Source organism: Pseudomonas sp. PA-1-6B, from assembly GCF_021609545.1.
GTDB lineage: Bacteria > Pseudomonadota > Gammaproteobacteria > Pseudomonadales > Pseudomonadaceae > Aquipseudomonas > Aquipseudomonas fluorescens_BV.
Genome location: NZ_WJZM01000046.1, coordinates 26,572 through 46,475, shown reverse-complemented (window position 1 = coordinate 46,475; position 19,904 = coordinate 26,572). Strand labels below are relative to the sequence as shown.

At 60.1% G+C, this 19,904-nt stretch carries 21 protein-coding genes; 11 read left to right on the top strand and 10 right to left on the bottom strand.

The annotated features are described in order from the left end of the window. Positions 1 to 143 precede the first annotated feature (143 nt). The gene (locus GIV35_RS20130) at positions 144 to 1,466 is read right to left on the bottom strand and encodes a putative porin (RefSeq protein ID WP_003193136.1); all 1,323 of its coding nucleotides are present in this window, start codon (positions 1,464 to 1,466) and stop codon (positions 144 to 146) included. Between the two features lie 285 nt (positions 1,467 to 1,751). Between GIV35_RS20130 and GIV35_RS20125 the strand changes: the two genes are divergently transcribed. From GIV35_RS20125 to GIV35_RS20115, 3 genes are all read left to right on the top strand, one after another. Then, positions 1,752 to 2,876, top strand: coding sequence for a GNAT family N-acetyltransferase (locus GIV35_RS20125; protein ID WP_213153241.1), 1,125 nt, complete (start codon positions 1,752 to 1,754; stop codon positions 2,874 to 2,876). Between the two features lie 77 nt (positions 2,877 to 2,953). Next, positions 2,954 to 3,232: a BrnT family toxin gene (locus GIV35_RS20120; protein WP_003193132.1), complete on the top strand. Its 279-nt coding sequence runs from the start codon at positions 2,954 to 2,956 to the stop codon at positions 3,230 to 3,232. Further along, positions 3,210 to 3,458, top strand: a complete 249-nt coding sequence (locus GIV35_RS20115; RefSeq protein ID WP_032895852.1) for a BrnA antitoxin family protein — start codon at positions 3,210 to 3,212, stop codon at positions 3,456 to 3,458. Before GIV35_RS20120 ends, GIV35_RS20115 begins: the two co-directional genes overlap by 23 nt. 148 nt (positions 3,459 to 3,606) lie before the next feature. On the opposite strand, the gene aqpZ is transcribed toward GIV35_RS20115, so the two are convergent. The 5 genes from aqpZ to GIV35_RS20090 all read right to left on the bottom strand — a co-directional run bounded on the left by aqpZ (position 3,607) and on the right by GIV35_RS20090 (position 8,707). Further along, a complete protein-coding gene (gene aqpZ / locus GIV35_RS20110; protein ID WP_044275039.1) occupies positions 3,607 to 4,308 on the bottom strand; it encodes an aquaporin Z in 702 nt (233 codons plus the stop codon). A gap of 175 nt (positions 4,309 to 4,483) precedes the next feature. Next, on the bottom strand, positions 4,484 to 6,316 hold the full coding sequence (locus tag GIV35_RS20105; protein WP_073527169.1) for an ABC transporter ATP-binding protein: 1,833 nt from the start codon (positions 6,314 to 6,316) through the stop codon (positions 4,484 to 4,486). A gap of 82 nt (positions 6,317 to 6,398) precedes the next feature. Further along, on the bottom strand, positions 6,399 to 6,962 hold the full coding sequence (locus GIV35_RS20100; RefSeq protein WP_014719428.1) for a peptidylprolyl isomerase A: 564 nt from the start codon (positions 6,960 to 6,962) through the stop codon (positions 6,399 to 6,401). A gap of 3 nt (positions 6,963 to 6,965) precedes the next feature. Continuing rightward, positions 6,966 to 7,769 carry an alpha/beta fold hydrolase gene (locus GIV35_RS20095; protein ID WP_054920239.1) on the bottom strand — a complete coding sequence of 268 codons (804 nt, stop codon included), beginning with the start codon at positions 7,767 to 7,769 and terminating at the stop codon, positions 6,966 to 6,968. A 14-nt stretch (positions 7,770 to 7,783) separates the two neighbouring features. Further along, on the bottom strand, positions 7,784 to 8,707 hold the full coding sequence (locus GIV35_RS20090) for a LysR family transcriptional regulator (RefSeq protein WP_003193120.1): 924 nt from the start codon (positions 8,705 to 8,707) through the stop codon (positions 7,784 to 7,786). A gap of 49 nt (positions 8,708 to 8,756) precedes the next feature. On the opposite strand from GIV35_RS20090, the gene GIV35_RS20085 reads away from it, so the two are divergent. From GIV35_RS20085 to GIV35_RS20075, 3 genes are all read left to right on the top strand, one after another. Next, entirely contained in the window at positions 8,757 to 9,071 is a 315-nt protein-coding gene (locus GIV35_RS20085) for a 3-phosphoglycerate kinase (protein ID WP_034128295.1), read from the top strand. Positions 9,072 to 9,222: 151 nt separating this feature from the next. After that, positions 9,223 to 9,822 carry an FMN-dependent NADH-azoreductase gene (locus GIV35_RS20080; RefSeq protein ID WP_034128296.1) on the top strand — a complete coding sequence of 200 codons (600 nt, stop codon included), beginning with the start codon at positions 9,223 to 9,225 and terminating at the stop codon, positions 9,820 to 9,822. Between the two features lie 203 nt (positions 9,823 to 10,025). Continuing rightward, a complete protein-coding gene (locus tag GIV35_RS20075; protein ID WP_034128297.1) occupies positions 10,026 to 10,895 on the top strand; it encodes a carboxylate/amino acid/amine transporter in 870 nt (289 codons plus the stop codon). Here the strand turns inward: GIV35_RS20075 and GIV35_RS20070 are convergent. Together GIV35_RS20070 and GIV35_RS20065 are read right to left on the bottom strand one after the other, a co-directional pair. Next, positions 10,852 to 11,880 carry an NADP-dependent oxidoreductase gene (locus GIV35_RS20070; protein ID WP_223023659.1) on the bottom strand — a complete coding sequence of 343 codons (1,029 nt, stop codon included), beginning with the start codon at positions 11,878 to 11,880 and terminating at the stop codon, positions 10,852 to 10,854. The genes GIV35_RS20075 and GIV35_RS20070 overlap by 44 nt on opposite strands. Before the next feature lie 61 nt (positions 11,881 to 11,941). Further along, entirely contained in the window at positions 11,942 to 12,730 is a 789-nt protein-coding gene (locus GIV35_RS20065) for an SDR family NAD(P)-dependent oxidoreductase (RefSeq protein WP_213154258.1), read from the bottom strand. 125 nt (positions 12,731 to 12,855) lie between these two features. Here GIV35_RS20065 and GIV35_RS20060 point away from each other — a divergent pair, with 125 nt between their 5' ends. Next, positions 12,856 to 13,422, top strand: a complete 567-nt coding sequence (locus GIV35_RS20060; RefSeq protein ID WP_213154261.1) for a TetR/AcrR family transcriptional regulator — start codon at positions 12,856 to 12,858, stop codon at positions 13,420 to 13,422. Positions 13,423 to 13,438: 16 nt separating this feature from the next. Here the strand turns inward: GIV35_RS20060 and GIV35_RS20055 are convergent, their stop codons facing one another. Further along, positions 13,439 to 14,731: a mechanosensitive ion channel family protein gene (locus tag GIV35_RS20055; protein ID WP_200648009.1), complete on the bottom strand. Its 1,293-nt coding sequence runs from the start codon at positions 14,729 to 14,731 to the stop codon at positions 13,439 to 13,441. A gap of 192 nt (positions 14,732 to 14,923) precedes the next feature. Here GIV35_RS20055 and GIV35_RS20050 point away from each other — a divergent pair, with 192 nt between their 5' ends. Then, positions 14,924 to 16,270: a DEAD/DEAH box helicase gene (locus GIV35_RS20050; RefSeq protein ID WP_003193110.1), complete on the top strand. Its 1,347-nt coding sequence runs from the start codon at positions 14,924 to 14,926 to the stop codon at positions 16,268 to 16,270. Positions 16,271 to 16,317: 47 nt separating this feature from the next. On the opposite strand, the gene GIV35_RS20045 is transcribed toward GIV35_RS20050, so the two are convergent. Beyond that, positions 16,318 to 16,593, bottom strand: a complete 276-nt coding sequence (locus GIV35_RS20045) for a hypothetical protein (protein WP_105227694.1) — start codon at positions 16,591 to 16,593, stop codon at positions 16,318 to 16,320. Between the two features lie 153 nt (positions 16,594 to 16,746). Here GIV35_RS20045 and GIV35_RS20040 point away from each other — a divergent pair, with 153 nt between their 5' ends. The 3 genes from GIV35_RS20040 to GIV35_RS20030 all read left to right on the top strand — a co-directional run bounded on the left by GIV35_RS20040 (position 16,747) and on the right by GIV35_RS20030 (position 19,858). Then, positions 16,747 to 17,136 (top strand): hypothetical protein, encoded by a 390-nt coding sequence (locus tag GIV35_RS20040; protein ID WP_034128303.1) that lies wholly within the window; start codon positions 16,747 to 16,749, stop codon positions 17,134 to 17,136. A 126-nt stretch (positions 17,137 to 17,262) separates the two neighbouring features. After that, entirely contained in the window at positions 17,263 to 19,020 is a 1,758-nt protein-coding gene (locus GIV35_RS20035; RefSeq protein WP_223023661.1) for a copper resistance system multicopper oxidase, read from the top strand. Positions 19,021 to 19,030: 10 nt separating this feature from the next. Continuing rightward, positions 19,031 to 19,858: a copper resistance protein B gene (locus tag GIV35_RS20030; protein ID WP_197883405.1), complete on the top strand. Its 828-nt coding sequence runs from the start codon at positions 19,031 to 19,033 to the stop codon at positions 19,856 to 19,858. Positions 19,859 to 19,904: the final 46 nt, after the last annotated feature.

Sequence of the window (19,904 nt, the reverse complement as noted above, 5' to 3'; positions counted from 1 at the left end):
ATGTTGGCCAGAAGCTGTTTGGAGCTTCCTCGGATAGGCCTGATACATAGATGCAACCGGGTACCAATGTTTGAAAAGCGGGTTGAAAGTGGAGGGCGAGTCCATACATAGGAGCGAGCTTGCTCGCTCCTACATGTTAAGCGTTAGAACTTGGCTTCAGCATCCAGCTGCAAGGTGTTGGTATCGGCATCCCGCTGAGTCCGGCTGGCAAAGTCAGCCTTGGTCAGGAAGTAGGTGGCGCCAATGGCGAAGTTCTTGTCGATGTCGTAGCTGACTTTCATCTTGTGACCGCGCGAGCCGGTGGTGCCGTTGGCGAAGTCCGAATCGGTGAAGGCGCCTACGACGGCATTACGTTGAACGTCGCGGTAGTTGTAGTCCAGGTTCAAACCGAACACCTTGGACTTGGCACCCAGCAACCAGGCGGTGTCCTGGTCGGTCACTGCATCGTTGTTTTTCACGTATTGGCCGTAGAACGACAGCGGCACGGCCAGGCCACCGATGTCTGCTTGCGCAAAGCCTTCGTACAGGCGGAATTCATTGTTGGCCGAGTTGCCGTTGACCGCCAGTGCGCAAGGCGTGGTGGTGGTTGTGCAGCGGCTGTCCTCGTCATTCTTGTAGGCGTAGATACTGCCGCCCAAGGTCATTTTCAGGTTGTCGGTGACCGAGAACCGCGTGCCCAACTGGCCGGACGTCAGGCGCAGGTCATGGCGAAATTGCACGCCGTCACCGTCCACGTTGTCCTTGAGGTTGTAGTTACCCAGGCTGCCGAACAGCTCAGCGCTGCTACCCAGTGGGTATTTGTAGGTGACGGCCAGGCCTTCAGGGTTGATGTCGCTATCCCAGATCACATCGCCCATGTTCACCCACGGCTGCAGCATCTTGCCGCCGATCACGTGCAGGTTCTTGATCTGGTCCGGGTGGTAGTCGATGTAGCCGAGGTCCAGCCAGATCGACTTCTTATCGAAGTAACCATCCTGGTCCTGGTTGGTGGAGCGTGCATCATCGCCGCCGCCGGTGGCGATACGGATACCAGTGTCCACTTGCGGGTTGATTTCGGTGTAGGCACCCAGGCGGGCACGGATACGTTGACGGTCCTTGTCACGCCCACCGTTGTTGGGCTCGCCGTCGATCTTGATGGTTTCCTGGCGGAAGCGCACGTCACCCTTGAACTGGGTCTTGGCTGCCCAAGCCAATTTCTGGTCGAAGCTGCTCAGCTCGTTGGTTTTTTTCGCAGTGGCCGCGATCTGCTCGTTGGTCTCTTGTTGAGCCTGGCGTGCGATCTGCTGCTCTTTCTGATCCCTGGCCAGTTCCATTTGCAGTTCGGTGTACTGTGCCGCGGTGATCTGGCCGTTGGCCTTGAGCATGTCGAGCAATTTAGCGTCGACTGCAGCGCTGGCCGGAACGCTCAGTGCCAGCAACAGGCCGCCACACAGGACCGCCGCAGTTTTAGTGGAAGCAAGACGCATATCAATCTCCGAAAGTGAGGAGGGAGGGCAACACCCTCCAGGACACAACCGACCCATGACGGACGGAAAAAATGTCGCCCGGTAGACCCGGACGCTCTAAAAACTGGCGTCAGTATCGCGACCGTTTATGACGGAGTAGTGGCTAAGTGATTTCATCTAGATGACAAATCGTTACGCTACGGAACTAAGGGTTTTGACGTCTGTCCGCGTGTTTTGAGGATGTGTGCGCGGCTGTGATCAGCGATACTCCCCAGGTTTTCATGCCAAGAAACGATGAGGATGCCGATGCCGCTGCAACGCCTGGACAGCCTGTCCGATATCGCTGCGCACACGTGGGATGCCCTGATGCCACAGGCCCAGCCGTTTATGCAGCATGGGTTTCTCAGTGCGCTGGAAGACAGCGCCAGCATCGGCCCGCATTCGGGCTGGCAGACGGAGCACTTGCTGCACTGGGAAGGCGACCGGTTGATGGCGGCATTGCCGGGTTATCGCAAATGGCATTCTTATGGCGAGTACGTGTTCGATCACGGCTGGGCCGACGCCTGCGAGCGCGCCGGCATCGACTATTACCCCAAGTTGCTGACGGCCGTGCCCTTCAGCCCGGTCGGTGGGCCGCGTGTGTTGGCTGCCAGTGCCGCAGACGCTTTCGAATTGCTCAATAGCCTGCCGGGGTATCTGGAGATCGAAGGCCTGTCGAGCGCCCATATCAACTTTACCGATGCCCTCGCCGATGAAGCCATGGCCCAACACCCCGGTTGGTTGCAACGCCTGGGTTGTCAGTTTCATTGGCAGAACCGTGGTTACCGCGACTTCCAGGATTTCCTCGACGCCCTGAGTTCACGCAAGCGCAAACAGATGCGCAAAGAGCGCGAACAAGTGGCAGGGCAGGGTATCGAGTTCGAGTGGTTGCAAGGCCATGAGCTGAGCGAATCCCAGTGGGATTTTGTTTACGCCTGCTACGCCAACACCTACGCGGTGCGTCGGCAATCGCCCTACCTGACCCGCGCATTTTTCAGCCTGTTGGCTGAGCGCATGCCCGCAGCCATACGCGTAGTCTTGGCCAAACAAGGCACGCGCCCGGTGGCGATGGCCTTCAGCCTGATCGGTGGCGACAGCTTCTATGGCCGCTACTGGGGTTGCCTGGCGGAATTCGACCGCCTGCATTTCGAAACCTGTTTCTACCAGGGCATGGACTACGCCATCGCCCACGGCCTGCAACGCTTCGATGCAGGTGCCCAGGGTGAGCACAAATTGATTCGCGGGTTTGAGCCGGTGATTACGCGGTCATGGCACTACCTGCGCCACCCTGGGTTGAAGAACGCTGTGGAAGATCTTCTTGAGCGCGAACGGGTCGGGATTCTGGCGTATGCCGAAGAGGCGAGGGCGGCCCTGCCTTATCGGCAGGTCTGAACCATCGGTCTGGCAACCCTGCTGACTAACAATAAAACCGCTAATCTGTATGTACAGACGTACATACAGGATGTGTCATGCATTTTGAGTGGGATGAATCTAAGAACAAAGCCAATATTTCTAAGCACGGCATCGACTTTAACGACGTCCCAGATATTTTTCGGCATCCAATGCTGGCCTTGCGCGATGATCGGGCAGATTATGGCGAAGAGCGTTGGATCAGTATTGGCTGGATCAAATTGTTAATGGGTGTGGTCGTATATACCGAGCGGTGTGGTGATGTGATCCGTATCATATCTGCGCGAAAAGCAACCAAGAAGGAGGCCAAATACTATGACGCAAACATCGAAAACTGATTGGGAGCGCCTGGCCAACATGAATGATAAAGAAATCGACACCAGCGATATTCCTGAGCTGGACGCCGAATTTTTTCGACGCGCCGAGTTACGTGTTCCGGTGAAGCAGGCCGTGACCATTCGACTGGATGCCGATGTTCTGGAGTGGTTCAAAGGCCAAGGCACCGGATATCAGACACGTATTAATCAATTGTTGCGTCAGTACATGCAAGCCCACCAAGGTTGAAGCGCATTCAATTGAAGTCAGCCAGTAAAACACCCTGTAGGAGCGAGCTTGCTCGCGAAGAACGTGCAGACGACGCGGGTTTACAGCTGTAAGCACTGCGTCATCGTTGGCGTTTTTCGCGAGCAAGCTCGCTCCTGCAGGGATTGGGTCAAGCGGTTTTTTCTGCACCCAACCATCGGTACGTAATGCCGCCGATCACCGCGCCGAGGATCGGCGCGAGCCAGAACAGCCACAATTGCTGCAGCGCCCAGCCGCCGACAATCAACGCAGGCCCTGTGCTGCGGGCCGGGTTGACCGAGGTGTTGGTCACCGGGATGGAGATAAGGTGGATCAGCGTCAGCCCCAGGCCAATGGCGATGGGCGCGAAGCCTGCCGGGGCTCGACGGTCGGTGGCGCCAAGGATGATCAGCACGAACATCGCCGTCATCACCAGCTCACAGACAAAGCCTGCCGCCATTGAATAACCACCGGGTGAATGCTCGCCATAACCATTGCTTGCCAGCCCGGAGGCCAGTTCGAACCCGGGTTTGCCGCTGGCGATGAAGTACAGCAGTGCGGCGGCGATGGCGCCACCGATCACTTGCGACACGATGTAGGCCGGCAACTCCTTGGCCGGGAATCTGCCGCCGACCACCAACCCCACCGAGACGGCCGGGTTAAGGTGACAGCCGCTGATATGCCCGATGGCAAATGCCATGGTGAGCACCGTGAGCCCAAAGGCCAGGGATACGCCGAGCAGGCCGATGCCGACGTTGGGGAACGCTGCGGCCAACACCGCACTCCCGCAGCCACCCAACACCAGCCAAAACGTACCCAGTCCTTCCGTTACGGAACGTTTGAACAGTGACATGAACACTTCCTTAGATTGCTCTATCTGATTAACGGTCTGTGTGGCTTCCCTGCTGCCTTAAATCAGGGCCATCCTGGGGCCTGATTGCAGTACAGCAGGATTGTGTCGCAAGACCAGCCAGATAGAGAAAGCTGTCAGAATTGTTCGGAATTGAGCGGGGCTTTACCCAGCAAAATCAGTCTATGCCGACAAAACCCCCGGTCTGATGCTGCCATAACCGCGAATAAAGCCCGCCGTATGCCAGCAACTCGGAATGGCTGCCGCTTTCAGCAATCTGGCCTTTTTCCAGCACCACCAGGCGGTCCATTCGTGCGATGGTCGACAACCGGTGTGCAATCGCGATCACCGTCTTGCCCTGCATCAGGGTTTCCAGGCTCTCCTGGATCGCCGCTTCCACTTCCGAGTCCAGCGCGGAGGTGGCTTCGTCCATGATCAGGATCGGCGCGTCCTTGAGCAGCACGCGGGCGATAGCGATACGTTGGCGTTGCCCGCCGGAGAGTTTCACCCCGCGTTCACCCACATGGGCATCCAGCCCGGTGCGGCCCTCGGAATCCGACAGCAGCGGGATGAATTCATCGGCGCGGGCCTTGTGCACCGCCGCCCACAGTTCTTCGTCTGTCGCGTCGGGCTTGCCATACAGCAGGTTGTCGCGGATCGAGCGGTGCAGCAACGAGGTGTCTTGGGTGATCATGCCGATTTGTGCGCGCAGGCTCTCCTGGGCGACCTCGGCGATGTCCTGGCCGTCGATGAGGATGCGCCCGCCCTGCAGGTCGTAAAGGCGCAGCAGCAGGTTGACCAGCGTCGACTTGCCCGCGCCGGATGGGCCGATCAAGCCGATCTTTTCCCCGGCCTTGATCTCAAGGTTGAGGCCGCCAATGATTCCGCTCTTCTTGCCGTAGTGGAAGTCCACTTGCTCAAAGCGTACCTGGCCGTGGGGTACCGTCAGGCGCGGAGCGTTTTCACGATCGATAACGGCCAGTGGCTGGGCGATGGTCTTCAGGCCGTCTTGCACAATGCCGATGTTTTCGAAGATGCCGTTGACCACCCACATGATCCAGCCGGACATGTTGACGATGCGGATCACCAGGCCGGTGGCCAGGGCAATCGCGCCCACGGAAATCAGCGACTGGGTCCACAGCCACAGGGCCAGGCCAGTAGTGGTGACAATCAGCAGGCCGTTCAGAATACAGATCACGGTGTCCATGCTGGTGAGCACGCGTGCGGCCAGTTGGGTTTTTTCGGTCTGCTCGATGATCGCTTGCTTGGCGTATTCCTGTTCGTTCTGCGTATGGGCGAACAGCTTCAAAGTGGTGATATTGGTGTAGCCGTCGACGATTCGGCCCATCAACTTGGAGCGCGCCTCCGAGGAGACCACCGAGCGTTCTTTCACCCGAGGTACGAAGTAACGCAGGGCCAGGCTGTAGCAAACGATCCAGGTGATCAGCGGAATCATCAGCCGCCAGTCGGCCTCGGCAAACAACACCAGGGCACTGATGGCGTAGATCGACACGTGCCAGATAGCCTCCGCGGTCGCCACCGCCGAGTCACGCAAGGAGTTGCCGGTTTGCATGATCCGCTGGGCGATGCGCCCGGCGAAATCGTTTTGAAAGAAATTCAGGCTCTGCTTGAGCACGTAGCTGTGGTTCTGCCAGCGAATCAGGCTGGTCATGCCAGGGTTGATGGTCTGGTGCACCAGCAAGTCATGCAGGCCGTTGAAGAGCGGGCGCAACAACAGGGCGACCACGGCCATCCAGATCAGCTCTGCGCTGTGGATCTGGAAAAAATTCGCTGGTGGCGTGCCCTGGGCCAGGTCGATGATGCGGCTCAGGTAGCTGAACAACGCAACTTCGATCAGGGCGCCGACCAGCCCCACCACCAGCAGTGCGGCGAAGCACGGCCACACCTGGCGCAGGTAATAAAGATAGAAGGGCAGGACTTTTTCGGGAGGGGCCGCGCTGGGGGCGTCGCGGAAAATATCGATCAGTTGTTCAAAGCGACGATAGAGCATTGGGTTTGACGCCCGCCGGGCGGGCTCTCCTTTCAAAGGTGCACGGTGCCATGCGGGCACCGTGCAAAGCTGCCTGCAGACCTCAGTCGATGCGCTTGGCCGACTTGATGATCACAGGATCGATAGGCACGTTCTGCATGCCTTGCTTGGTGGTGGTCTGGGAGTTGACGATGATGTCGACCACGTCCATGCCCTTGACCACTTTGGCGAACACGGCATAACCGGCATCGCGGCCCGGGTCGAGGAAAGCATTGTCGGCCACGTTGATGAAGAATTGGCTGGTGGCCGAGTTCGGGTCATTGGTGCGAGCCATGGACAAGGTGCCACGCACGTTATGCAGGCCATTGCTGGCTTCGTTCTTGATCGGTGCTTCGGTCGGCTTTTGTGACATTTGCTGGGTGAACCCGCCGCCCTGGACCATGAAGCCGGGGATCACGCGGTGAAAGATCGTGTTGGTGTAGAAGCCCTTGTCGACATAGGCCAGGAAGTTCTTGGTGCTGATCGGCGCCTTGACCGGGTCCAGTTCGATTTCAATCTGGCCGTTGGTGGTGTCGAGCAACACGTGTGGCGCCTTGGCCGGCTCGGCCGCCATCAGGTTGGCAGCGAACAGGGCGGAACCGGCAAAGAAGGCGATTTTTTTCAGCATGGGTCAGTGATCCTGGGTAGTGGTTTCGACGGTCTTTAGAAACTCGAGCAAGGTCGCGTTAAAGACCTCGGGTTGATCCAAGGGCGTGGCATGGCGGGAATCTTCGATGACCACCAGCCGCGCATCGGGCAGCAGTTTTACATAGATTTCTTTCTGCGCCACGGGGGTGTAGTCATGGTCGGCGCTGATGACCAGGGTTGGACAGGCAATTCTCGACAGTTGTTCCTGCACGCCCCAGCCCACAATGGCGTCGAAGCTGGCGAGATAAGCACGTTTGTCGTTGCTTGCCCAGCGTTCGGCCATCTTGCGGCGCAGGTCGGCCTGCTCAGGTTTTGGGAACAGCCGATCGCCCAAGGCCTTGCCGATGGTGCCCAGGCTGAGCACGCGGGCCAGGGTCCAGCGTTTGGCCCACTGCCAATAGTCGTCGGCACTGCGCACCTTGACCTCAGGCGCGCTGTTGACGATGCACAGGCTCTTGACCCGCAGGGGTTCATCCACCGCCAGTTGGAAGGCGATCATGCCGCCCATGGATAAACCCACCACGTGGGCCGCTGGCAGGTCCAGGTGTTCGATCAGGGCGACCAGGTCGAAGGTAAACCCTTTGATGCTGTAGCGCTCCCGGGGTTTGTCCGAGCGACCATGGCCGCGCACGTCAACCACGATCAGGCGGTAGTGGCGGGCGAGTACCGGTATTTGCAGTTCCCAATCCTGGCTGCTGGAGCCCAGGCCGTGGATCAGGATCAGGGGGTTGCCATGGCCGTATTCCTCGTAATGCAGGCTGCAGCCTTCATGATCGAACCAGGCCATGGATGAACTCCGTTTCAGGCTTGTTGGGGAGCGGCGAAGGGCGCGTCCAGGGGAGCGGTGTCAAAGGTGCGCAGCAATTCCACGAGGATCTGCGTGGCGGGCCCCAAGGGTTTGTCTTTGTTGGAGTACAGGTAAAACGTCGGGTTGCGACTGCCACCTTTTTCCAGGGGAAGCTGCTTGAGCACGCCTTCCTTGAGTTCGCGCTCGATCATGTGCCGGGGCAGCCAGGCAAAGCCCAGGCCGCTGCCGACGAAGGTGGCGGCGGTAGCGAGGCTGCCGACAGTCCAGCGCTGTTCGGCGCCGAGCCAGCCGACGTCGCGAGGTTGCTGGCGGCCCGAGTCACGGATCACCACCTGCATCTGGCTCTCCAGGTCGTGGAAACTCAGCTCACGGTTGAGGCGATGCAGCGAGTGATCGGGGTGGGCCACGGCGACAAACTCCACATCGCTCATTTCCGTGCCCAGGTAGCCCGGGATGATAAACCCGCAAATGGCCAGGTCCGCCATGCCGTCGAGCAGCAACTCTTCGACGCCGGACAGCACTTCTTCGCGCAGGCGCACCCGGCAGCCACGGCTTTGGGGCATAAAGGCGGTCAGCGCGCGAACGAGGCGTGCGCTGGGGTAGGCGGCATCCACCACCAGGCGCACTTCGGCTTCCCAGCCCTGCTCCATGTGATGGGCGAGGTCTTCCAGTTGGCTGGCGTTTTTCACCAGTTGGCGGGATCGGCGCAGCAGCACTTCACCGGCCTCGGTCAGCACCGCCTTGCGCCCGTCGATACGCAGCAAGGGGACACCGAGTTGGTCCTGCATGCGCGCTACGGTGTAGCTCACTGAAGATTGCGAACGGTGCAGCGCTTCGGCGGCTTGGGCAAAGCCGCCATGATCGACCACGGCTTGCAAGGTGCGCCATTGATCGAGGGTAACGCGGGGCGCTTTCAAGATGAGCTCCTCTTGTCCTAAGCTGGCGGTCCTTATTGGAGACTGCCGAATGAGAAAATTGTGTTGTGTGTTGCTGGCGCTGCTGCCGATGAGCGCGTTTGCCTACCCTATCGACGTGACGAAAAAGATCGATGGCGTGAGCATTGATTACACCGCCTCCGATGTGGACGGCGACATCAGTTCGATCCAGCTGAACAACTACGGTACCCAGGACGCGGTGTGCAAGGTTACCTTCACCAACGGCCCGGAATCGCCACGCCGTCGCACCGTGACTGTGCCGGCAGGCAAAAGCACCAACACCACGGTCAAGTTCAACCGCGCCATCATCAAGATGCGCATTGCCTTGGACTGCGCGCCAAAATAAAGCGGTAGCGGGGCATGCCCACAGGAATACTCCGCTTATAAACGAATTTCTAGATGGGTTGTAGCAGTTTTTTGCGCTTTTTTATCGAATAGGCCCTGGTTAACCTTCTCTCCATCGACTTACAGCAATTACCGATGGAGCCTACGAAGCCATGTCCAATGTTCTGATCATCGAAAGCAGTGCGCGCCAGCAGGATTCCATTTCCCGCCAGCTCACCCAACAGTTCATCAGCCAATGGCAAGTCGCCCATCCGGCAGACCGTATCACCGTGCGCGACGTTGCGCTCAATCCGGTACCCCACCTGGATGCCAACCTGCTGGGCGGTTGGATGAAACCGGCGGAGCAGCGTAACGACGACGAACAGGTGTCCCTGGACCGCTCCAACGAGTTGACTGACGAACTGCTGGCCGCCGACGTGTTGGTGATGGCCGCGCCGATGTACAACTTCGCTATCCCCAGCACCCTCAAAGCCTGGCTGGATCACGTGTTGCGGGCCGGTGTGACTTTCAAATACACCGCCACTGGGCCCCAGGGCCTGTTGACCGGCAAGCGCGCCATCGTGCTCACCGCACGCGGCGGTATTCACACGGGTGCTACCTCGGATCACCAGGAACCGTACCTGCGCCAGGTCATGGCATTTATTGGCATTCATGACGTCACCTTCATTCACGCCGAAGGCGTCAACCTGGGCGGCGACTTCCAGGAGAAGGGCGTCAATCACGCCAAGGCACTGCTGGCCCAGGTGGCCTGAGGCGTTAATCGTCAGATAATCCCGTGCTGCTTATATAGCCCCACGCAAACCCTTCAAGTACGCGTATCGAACCTCCCTTTGCACTTTTTGCTCCTGAGTGCTCCTGCCCGACTGCCGCTTTAGCGAGGTCGGGTTTTTTTTGCGCCGAGTTTCTTCAAAAACCAAAAAGCTTTAATGTCGCGCCCATTCGAAACGAGGCGCGCATGGGCTATTTACTGGTTGTCACCCTGATTCAGGCATTTTCCTTCAGCTTGATTGGCGAATACCTCGCCGGTCACGTCGACAGCTACTTTGCGGTGCTGGTGCGCGTCGTGCTGGCCGGGCTGATTTTTATTCCGCTGACGCGCTGGCGCTCGGTGGAGCCCGCGTTCATGCGCGGCATGTTGGTGATCGGTGCGTTGCAGTTCGGCGTGACCTACGTATGCCTGTACCTGAGCTTTCGCGTGCTGACGGTGCCGGAAGTGCTGCTGTTCACCATCCTCACGCCGCTGCATGTGACCCTGATCGAGGACGCGCTTAATCGCCGCTTCAATCCCTGGGCGCTGGTGGCGGCCCTGGTGGCGGTGGGCGGTGCGGCGGTGATTCGTTTCGATCAGATCACCCCGCACTTCCTGATGGGGTTCTTGCTGCTGCAATTGGCCAACTTCACCTACGCCGCCGGGCAAGTCATGTACAAACACCTGGTGGCGCGGTATCCCAGTGACCAGCCGCACTTCCGGCGTTTCGGTTATTTCTACCTGGGTGCCTTGTTGGTGGTGTTGCCGGCGTTCCTGCTGTTCGGCAAGGCTGACTTCCTGCCGCAAGCGCCGCTGCAATGGGGTGTGCTGGTGTTCCTCGGGTTGGTCAGCACCGCGCTGGGCATGTACTGGTGGAACAAGGGCGCCTGCCTGGTCAATGGCGGCACCCTGGCGGTGATGAACAACCTGCATGTGCCGGTGGGGTTGCTGCTGAACCTGCTGATCTGGAACCAGCACGAACCGCTGGGCCGTTTGGCCCTGGGCGGTCTGGTGATTCTGGGGGCGGTTTGGATCAGCCGGCTGGGTGTACGTCGGGCGGTGTCGTCTCCATCGTGATCACCACCTTGCCTTTGGCGCGGCCTTGTTCGACATAGTCCAGGGCCGCCGCTGTGGATTCGAACGGAAAGGTACGGTCGATAACCGGCCGGATACTGCCGGACTCGACCAGCGCGGTGATTTCATCCAGTTGTGCGCCACTGGCACGCATGAAGACAAACTCATAGCTCACGCCTTGCTTGCGTGCTTTCCTGCGGATACCGCTGCTCAACACACCCATGACCAGGCCCAATAACCAGGGCAGGTTCTGGGCGCGGGCGAAGGCGGGTGTCGGCGGCCCGGAGATGGAGATGAGCTGACCGCCGGGCTTGAGAATCTTCAGTGACTTGGCCAGCGCATCTGGGCCCAGGCTGTTCAGCACCACATCGTAATCCCGCAGCACGGCCTCGAAGGCTTGCTGTTTGTAGTCGATCACTACATCCGCGCCCAACGCCTTGACCCACTCGACATTGGCGGTGCTGGTGGTGGTGGCGACAAAAGCGCCCAAATGCTTGGCCAGCTGAATGGCGATACTGCCCACCCCGCCTGAGCCCGCATGAATGAACACCTTCTGGCCTTTCTTCAGCTTCGCGGTTTCCACCAGCACCTGCCACGCCGTGAGCGCGACCAGGGGCAGGGACGCGGCTTGCTCCATGCTGATGTTGTCGGGTTTGCGCGCCAGTGCGTCTTCGTGCACGGCAATCCGCTCGGCGAAGGTGCCAATACGTTGCTGGGGCGGGCGAGCGTAGACTTCGTCCCCCGGCTTGAAGCGTCGTACCGCAGCGCCGACGCTGAGCACCACGCCGGCCAGGTCGTTGCCCAGTGTCAACGGCAACGCATAGGGCAGGATCAGTTTGAATTCGCCCTTGGCGATCTTTGCATCCAGCGCATTAACGCTGCTGGCCCGCACCTGAACCAGCACGTCATGTTCACCCACAACAGGCGCGGGGGCCTCGATGAGGCGGCCGGGCTGCTTGCCGTACCGTTCGATGGAAAATGCCTTCATGGTTCAACGCTCGTTGCTTCGGTGAGAAGGGCAGGCGCGGAGCACGCCTGCTACCGGTTGATCAGGCGTTGACCAGGTAACGCTCGGCAACCTGGGACTGCTTGATCTGCGCCAGCAAGCCTTGCCGCGCAGCCTGCAACGCGTCCCAACGGGCGCCATCCTGCAACGGTGGAATGGTTACCGGCTCGCGGCGGTCGAAACCGACCAGCGCCGCGTCCACCAGATCACCCACTTCCATCACGTCCGTGAGGGTGTTGATATCAATGCCCGCACGCTCCCAGATCTCGGTACGCGTGGCAGCGGGTAGCACGGCTTGCACGTACACGCCTTTGGGCGCCAGTTCCAGGCTCATGCCCTGGGACAGGAACAGTACGAACGCCTTGGTCGCGCCGTACACCGTCATGCCAAATTCCGGGGCCAGGCCTACTACCGAGCCAATGTTGATGATCGCGCCGTTGCCGGCTGCCGCCAGGCGCGGGGCGATGGCACTGGCCAGGCGTACCAGCGCCGTGGTGTTGAGGGCGACCAACTGCGCGACGCTTTCGGTGGACTGTTCAATAAAACTGCCGGACTGCGCGGCGCCTGCATTATTGACTAGCGTGCCAATGCTGGCGTCATCGCGCAGGCGCGCTTCAACTGCGGCCAGGTCAGCGCTTTGGGTCAGGTCGGCCGGGAGGATATCAACGCTGACGGCGTGGTGCTCACGCAGCCTGGCGGCGAGCGCTTCCAGGCGCGTGATGTCACGGGCGACCAGTACGAGGTCGTGGCCGCGTGCGGCAAAGCGTTCGGCGTAGGCGGCGCCAATGCCGGTCGAAGCGCCAGTGATCAGAACGGTAGTGGAAGTGCTCATGGTGTGATGCTCTGTGAGTGCGAGGAGGTTTTATGATGTCGATCATAATCAAAGCTGTCAACGGTTTTGATTATGATCGACATCATAGTAATATGCCTATCTCGCAAGCTGGCAGGACCACAGACATGAAGATCACCAAGGCGCAATCACAGAGCAATCGGGCCCATATCGTCGCGACAGCTTCGGAGCTGTTCCGCGAGCGGGGTTTCGATGGGGTGGGCGTGGCCGAGTTGATGGCTGCGGCCGGTTTTACCCAAGGCGGCTTTTACAAGCACTTCGGTTCCAAGGCGGACCTGATGGCGGAAGCAGCCGCCAACAGCCTGGCGCAGTCACTGGCCGACAGCGCGGAGATGGAGGTGGAGCAGTTTTTCGAGGTTTACCTGTCCAGGCAGCACCGCGACCATCGCGGCGGCGGATGCACATTGGCGGCGTTGTGTGCCGATGCCGCCCGTCAATCGGACACGCTGAAGGCGACCTTTGCCAACGGTTTGGAAAATACCCTGCAGGCCCTGGAAGCAAAGTACAACGCAGCTCATGAGACGCCACAAGAAGGCGTGCGCGCGAAAATGCTCGACAGCATGGCCCATGCCATCGGCGCAATCATGTTGTCGCGGGCGTGCCCGGATGATTCCGCACTGGCCGATGAAGTGCTTGAGGTTTGCCGCAAGGAGATTACGGCGTCACTGCCGTAATCCCGTTTGCATCACCTCATGCCGTTTCGGCGACGGACACCTGCGTGGCCCCGGCCAATGCCGGCAGCACGCCGGCGCGCAGGTCGTTGCCGCTCGGCTGCTGATACAGGCTCAGCCCGAACTCCGGCAACACCGCCAATAGATAATCGAAGATATCGCCCTGGATCCGCTCGTAATCGCCCCACGCGGTGGTGCGGGTAAAGCAGTAGATCTCCAGCGGCACGCCCTGGGCGGTGGTTTGCATCTGGCGCACCATGCAGGTCATGTTCGGCTGGATGTCCGGGTGGCTTTGCAGGTATGCCAGTGCGTAGGCGCGGAAGGTGCCGAGGTTGGTCATGCGCCGACGGTTGGCCGACAGTTGCGCGCTGTGGCCCTGAGCCTCGTTCCAGGCCTTGAGTTCGGCCTGCTTGCGGCTGATATAGCCGCTGAGCAAGTGCACCTGGGTCATGCGCACTTCTTCCTCGTCGTTCAGGAAGCGTACGCCGCTGGCGTCGATGTACAGGCTGCGCTTGATACGGCGCCCACCGGAGGCCTGCATGCCACGCCAGTTCTTGAACGACTCGGACATCAGGCGCCAGGTGGGGATGGAAACGATGGTCTTGTCGAAGTTCTGCACCTTCACCGTGTGCAGGGTGATGTCCACCACATCGCCATCGGCACCCACCTGGGGCATTTCGATCCAGTCACCGACGCGCAGCATGTCGTTGCTGGTCAATTGCACACTGGCGACGAACGACAGCAGCGTGTCCTTGTACACCAACAGAATCACCGCCGACATCGCACCCAGGCCCGACAGCAGTAACAGGGGTGAGCGGTCGATCAGGGTGGCGACGATGATGATCGCGCCGAACACGAACAGCACCATTTTCGCCAGTTGCACATAGCCCTTGATCGAGCGGGTGCGTGCGTGTTCGGTGCGTGCGTAGATATCCAGCAACGCGTTGAGCAGGGCACTCATGGCCAAAACCATGAACAGAATGGTGATCGCCAGGGCGACGTTGCCGATAAACAGAATGGCGGTCTTGCTCAGGTCCGGCACCAGGTACAGGCCGAACTGGACCACCAGCGATGGCGTCATCTGCGCCAGGCGATGGAAGACTTTGTTATGCCGCAGGTCGTTCAGCCAGTGCAGGGCCGGCTGCCGGCCGAGCAATTTGACCGCGTGCAGGATGAGGTAACGGGCGACCCGTCCCACCACCAATGCCACCACCAGCAACACCAGCAAGCCGAGGCTGGAATGCAGGACCGGGTGTTCATCGAGGGCGCCCCAAACGTCTTGGACGTTGAGCCAGAGCTGTTTGATATCCATGAGTGAACCGATTCTTCTGTAAGACAACACGGGGCGATTAGAGCATTTAAGTGCAACAAAGTTGACGCTCTGGACAAAATCGCTGACAAAAAAGCAGCTGATTAGCCCCGTTCGCGTAAAGAAACTCGGTTTGGGCGCCCGAAACCGGTAACCTATGCAGCTGATATTTTGTATTTCTTCGAGGTAGCACCCGTGTTTTCCCAATTCGCCCTGCACGAACGCCTGCTTAAAGCCGTGGCCGAGCTTAAATTTGTCGAGCCTACGCCTGTGCAAGCAGCGGCCATCCCGCTCGCGCTGCAAGGGCGTGACCTGCGGGTGACGGCGCAAACCGGCAGCGGCAAGACCGCCGCTTTCGTCCTTCCGGTACTTAACCGCCTGATCGGCCCGGCCAAAGTGCGCGTCAGCATCAAGACCCTGATCCTGCTGCCGACCCGCGAGCTGGCCCAGCAGACCCTGAAGGAAGTCGAGCGCTTCTCGCAGTTCACCTTCATCAAGTCCGGCATCATTACCGGTGGCGAAGACTTCAAGGTCCAGGCCGCGATGCTGCGCAAGGTACCGGACATCCTGATCGGTACCCCAGGGCGCATGATCGAGCAGCTCAACGCTGGCAACCTCGACCTCAAGGAAGTCGAAGTGCTGGTGCTCGACGAAGCCGACCGCATGCTCGACATGGGCTTTGCCGATGATGTGCAACGTTTGGTCGGTGAGTGCGTCAACCGCCAGCAGACCATGCTGTTCTCCGCCACCACCGGTGGTTCGACCCTGCGCGATATGGTCGCCAAGGTGCTGAACAACCCTGAGCACTTGCAGGTCAACAACGTCAGCGACCTGAACGCCACCACGCGCCAGCAGATCGTCACCGCTGACCATAACGTGCACAAAGAACAGATCCTGAACTGGTTGTTGGCCAACGAGACCTACCAGAAGGCCATCGTGTTCACCAACACCCGTGCCGCCGCCGACCGTATCTACGGGCGCCTGGTTGCGCAGGAATACAAGGCGTTCGTGCTGCACGGCGAGAAAGACCAGAAGGACCGCAAGCTGGCCATCGACCGTCTCAAGGCGGGCGGCGTGAAGATCCTGGTGGCCACCGACGTGGCCGCACGCGGCCTCGACGTCGACGGCCTGGACCTGGTGATCAACTTCGACATGCCCCGCAGCGGCGACGAATACGTGCACCGTATCGGCCGTACCGGACGGGCCGGCAATGATGGCCTGGCCATTTCGCTGATCTGCCACGGCGACTGGAACCTGATGTCGAGCATCGAACGCTACCTGAAGCAGTCGTTCGAGCGCCGCACCATCAAGGAAGTCAAAGGCACGTACACCGGGCCGAAGAAGGTCAAGGCGTCGGGCAAGGCCGTTGGCGTGAAGAAGAAAAAGACCGACGCCAAGGGCGACAAGAAGAAAACCGGCGCCAAGTCGCCGACCAAGCGCAAGATCGCCAACCGGCCGAAGACCGACAACCTGTCGCTCGTCAGCAAGGACGGCATGGCGCCGCTCAAGCGCCGCAAGCCAGAAGCTCCGGCTGCCGAATAAGCAGGTGGGCCTAAAAAAACCGGACGATGTCCGGTTTTTTTTCGCCATCAGTTTTTAGTCTTGGCGGCCGCTTCCTTGAGCTCCTTGAGCCGTGCATCGATCAACTGGCACTTGTCAGGAAACTCGGCGCTTTCGGTATCCAAGTCCATCTTCTGCAGCTGGTCATTCATCTCCTTGGCCTTGGTCGGGTCCTGCTCTGTGAGCTTGGTCACTTCCTTGGCCAGCTCCTCCCGCTTGGCCGTGGCCTCCTCAGGCGTGCAGGCCCAGGCGGGCAGGGCGCTCAGCAGCGTGGCGGCGAGGGTCAGCTTCATCAAGGTTTTCATGGTCGGACTTCCTTGGCAGTGATGTGCAGTTGAGGCGGCGAACCTCTGGAAAGTTCAGAGAAATGACGCCCGTCCGTTCGGTTGAACGGCCAGTGCCGGAGCGTGTCACTCCCTTAGACGGGCTAACTCCATCGGCCTGCAGGAGGAATCAGGATGACGACTTACAATTGGGATCTGATCGAACGTCTGCTGCATGAAGTGCAGAACGGCGAGGGCAGCTTTGCCCCGCGCAAATACGCCGAACAGGAAGCCGCCGAGAAGGCGACGGCCGGCGAGGACACTGGCAACCTGGACGCATTGAAGAAGACCGCTGCCGATTACGAGGCGCTGCTGTTCAAGCGTGGCTTTATTGAGTCGCGGCCTGAAGAAGAGGGCGGCAATGGTGAGAATTTCATTCTGACGGCGCTGGGTGCGCAATTGCTGGCGCTGATCGACAGTTCGATTCCGGGCAATGATCATCCACGTCAGGTGTTGGATGAGCAGGAGGACGCGCTTGATCCGGCAACGTTCGCTGAAGTGGCCTCAAAAGCCCAGATCGCCTGATCTTCTTATGCCCCGGCGCCCCCGAGGGAGCCGGGTGAACCTGTCGAATCGGTAATCTGCCGCTAAGGTTGCTGACAGCCGGCGACGCCTAATCTGCAGCCATTCAACTCACGGACTTGAATCGGCATGCACTCCACAACCTCCAGACGCACATTCGTCAAAGGCCTGGCCGCAGGCGGCCTGCTGGGTGGGCTCGGGCTTTGGCGCCCCCCTGTGTGGGCACTGACCAGCCCCGGCCAGCCCACGGTGCTCGCCGGCAGCGAATTTGACCTGTTTATTGACCAGACTCCCGTCAACCTGACCGGCCGTGCGCGCACCGCGTTGACCGTCAACGGCAGCCTGCCCGGCCCGCTGTTACGCTGGCGCGAAGGCGACACCGTGACCCTGCGCGTGAAAAACCGCCTTGACGAGCCCACCTCGATCCACTGGCACGGCATCCTGCTGCCATCGACCATGGACGGCGTGCCCGGCCTGAGCTTCAAGGGCATCGAACCGGGTGGCCTTTACGTTTACCAGTTCAAGGTCAAGCAGCACGGCACCTACTGGTACCACAGCCATTCCGGACTTCAGGAGCAGCAGGGCGTGTATGGCCCGCTGGTCATCGACCCCAAGGAACCCGAGCCGTATACCTACCAGCGCGATTACGTGGTGATGCTGTCGGACTGGACCGACGAAGACCCCGTCGCCCTGATGAAAACCCTCAAGAAGCAGTCCGATTACTACAACCTGCACAAACCCACACTGGGCGATTTTATTCAGGATGTGGGCAAGCAGGGCTGGTCGGCCACGGCTGCCGACCGGCTGATGTGGGCACAAATGAAGATGAACCCCACCGACCTTGCGGACGTCAGCGGCGAGACCTACACCTACTTGCTCAACGGCCAGCCGCCGGGGCAGAACTGGACCGGAGTGTTCAAGGCGGGGGAAACGATTCGCCTGCGTTTTATCAATGGCTCGGCGATGACCTATTTTGATGTGCGCATTCCAGGGTTGAAGATGACTGTCATCGCCGCGGATGGTCAGCCGGTAAAGCCGGTAAGCGTCGACGAGTTCCGTATCGCCGTGGCGGAAACCTACGATGTGCTGGTCGAGCCTGTGGCAGAGGCCTATACCCTGTTTGCCCAGTCCATGGACCGCACAGGCTATGCCCGTGGCACCCTCGCCCGGCAGATGGGTGCGACCGCCTCAGTACCGCCGCTTGATCCGCGCCCGTGGCTGACCATGGAGGACATGGGTATGGGCGGCATGGACCACGGTGCCATGGCCGATATGCCGGGCATGGAAGGCATGGACCACGGTGCCATGGCCGATATGTCGGGCATGGAAGGCATGGATCACAGCGCCATGGGCGCGATGGCGATGCAGAAACACCCCGCCAGCGAGCAGAACAGCCCGCTGGTAGACATGCAGGCGATGAGCCCGGTGCCCAAGCTGGACGACCCTGGAATCGGCCTGCGCAACAACGGCCGCCGCGTGCTCACCTATGCCGACCTGCGCAGTACCTTCGAAGACCCCGATGGCCGCGACCCCTCGCGCACGCTTGAATTGCACCTCACCGGGCATATGGAGAAGTTCGCCTGGTCGTTCAATGGCGTGAAGTTTTCCGATGCCGAGCCCTTGCAACTGACTTATGGCGAGCGCGTGCGGGTGGTGCTGGTCAACGACACCATGATGGCCCACCCGATTCACCTGCATGGCTTATGGAGCGACTTGGAGGACGAAAACGGCCAGTTCCTGGTGCGCAAACACACCATCGACATGCCACCGGGCTCCCGTCGCAGTTACCGCGTCACCGCCGATGCCTTGGGGCGATGGGCCTATCACTGCCACCTGCTGTACCACATGGAAATGGGCATGTTCCGCGAGGTGCGCGTGCATGAATAAGGAAGCGAGCATGAACCGTTGCGTCTCGTCCCTTTGCATCGCTTTCGCCACGCTGGGGTTCGCCCCATGGGCGTTGGCGGCCGAGGATGAATTTCAGGGCATGAGCCCGGCGACGCCAGCGTTGACGCAAAGCCGTACGCCGATTCCGGCGCTGACCGACGCAGACCGCGCAGCGGTCTACAACGCGCCGGGAGGGCATCAGGTACATGACAGCGGCGTCAACTCGATGCTGCTGGTCAACCAGTTGGAATGGCAGGGCGGCGACGGCAACGCGCAGAGTTGGGACATCAAGGGTTGGGTCGGCGGTGACATCGACCGGTTGTGGCTACGCAGTGAAGGCGAACGCAGCGCCGGCCGCACTGAAAGTGCCGAAGCCCAAGCGTTATGGGGGCACGCAATCAGCCCTTGGTGGGATGTGGTCGGCGGCGTGCGCCAGGACTTCAAGCCCGGTGCCAGCCAGAGCTGGGCGGCCTTTGGCCTACAAGGCATGGCGCTCTACAACTTCGAGGCCGAAGCCACGTTGTTTGTCGGCGAATCGGGGCATACCGCCGCACGCCTTGAGGGTGACTACGACATTCTGCTCACCAATCGCCTGATCCTGCAGCCCACCGCAGAACTCAATTTTTACGCGCAGAACGATCCGCAACGCGGCGTTGGTTCGGGCTTGGCGGAAAGTGAGCTGGGCTTGCGTCTGCGCTACGAAGTTCGCCGCGAGTTTGCGCCTTATGTCGGGCTCAGTTGGAACCGCACTTATGGCCAGACCGCGCAATACGCACGGGACGAAGACGAAGACATCAATCAACTGCGCTGGGTGGTCGGCGTGCGCTTGTGGTTCTGACGGGTTTCCCTTTTTATTATTCGCCGCCTGGCGCGGCCTGGAGTCT

Coding starts and splice junctions, on each gene's coding strand:
- GIV35_RS20095 (WP_054920239.1), bottom strand. CDS start 7,769: ATGGCCTGGTTCGATCATGAAGGCTGCAGCCTGCATTACGAGGAATAC.
- GIV35_RS20115 (WP_032895852.1), top strand. CDS start 3,210: ATGACGCAAACATCGAAAACTGATTGGGAGCGCCTGGCCAACATGAAT.
- GIV35_RS20075 (WP_034128297.1), top strand. CDS start 10,026: ATGGGCTATTTACTGGTTGTCACCCTGATTCAGGCATTTTCCTTCAGC.
- GIV35_RS20130 (WP_003193136.1), bottom strand. CDS start 1,466: ATGCGTCTTGCTTCCACTAAAACTGCGGCGGTCCTGTGTGGCGGCCTG.
- GIV35_RS20030 (WP_197883405.1), top strand. CDS start 19,031: ATGAACCGTTGCGTCTCGTCCCTTTGCATCGCTTTCGCCACGCTGGGG.
- GIV35_RS20120 (WP_003193132.1), top strand. CDS start 2,954: ATGCATTTTGAGTGGGATGAATCTAAGAACAAAGCCAATATTTCTAAG.
- GIV35_RS20035 (WP_223023661.1), top strand. CDS start 17,263: ATGCACTCCACAACCTCCAGACGCACATTCGTCAAAGGCCTGGCCGCA.
- GIV35_RS20060 (WP_213154261.1), top strand. CDS start 12,856: ATGAAGATCACCAAGGCGCAATCACAGAGCAATCGGGCCCATATCGTC.
- GIV35_RS20085 (WP_034128295.1), top strand. CDS start 8,757: ATGAGAAAATTGTGTTGTGTGTTGCTGGCGCTGCTGCCGATGAGCGCG.
- GIV35_RS20045 (WP_105227694.1), bottom strand. CDS start 16,593: ATGAAAACCTTGATGAAGCTGACCCTCGCCGCCACGCTGCTGAGCGCC.
- GIV35_RS20125 (WP_213153241.1), top strand. CDS start 1,752: ATGCCGCTGCAACGCCTGGACAGCCTGTCCGATATCGCTGCGCACACG.
- GIV35_RS20065 (WP_213154258.1), bottom strand. CDS start 12,730: ATGAGCACTTCCACTACCGTTCTGATCACTGGCGCTTCGACCGGCATT.
- GIV35_RS20100 (WP_014719428.1), bottom strand. CDS start 6,962: ATGCTGAAAAAAATCGCCTTCTTTGCCGGTTCCGCCCTGTTCGCTGCC.
- GIV35_RS20055 (WP_200648009.1), bottom strand. CDS start 14,731: ATGGATATCAAACAGCTCTGGCTCAACGTCCAAGACGTTTGGGGCGCC.
- GIV35_RS20070 (WP_223023659.1), bottom strand. CDS start 11,880: ATGAAGGCATTTTCCATCGAACGGTACGGCAAGCAGCCCGGCCGCCTC.
- GIV35_RS20080 (WP_034128296.1), top strand. CDS start 9,223: ATGTCCAATGTTCTGATCATCGAAAGCAGTGCGCGCCAGCAGGATTCC.
- GIV35_RS20105 (WP_073527169.1), bottom strand. CDS start 6,316: ATGCTCTATCGTCGCTTTGAACAACTGATCGATATTTTCCGCGACGCC.
- aqpZ (WP_044275039.1), bottom strand. CDS start 4,308: ATGTCACTGTTCAAACGTTCCGTAACGGAAGGACTGGGTACGTTTTGG.
- GIV35_RS20040 (WP_034128303.1), top strand. CDS start 16,747: ATGACGACTTACAATTGGGATCTGATCGAACGTCTGCTGCATGAAGTG.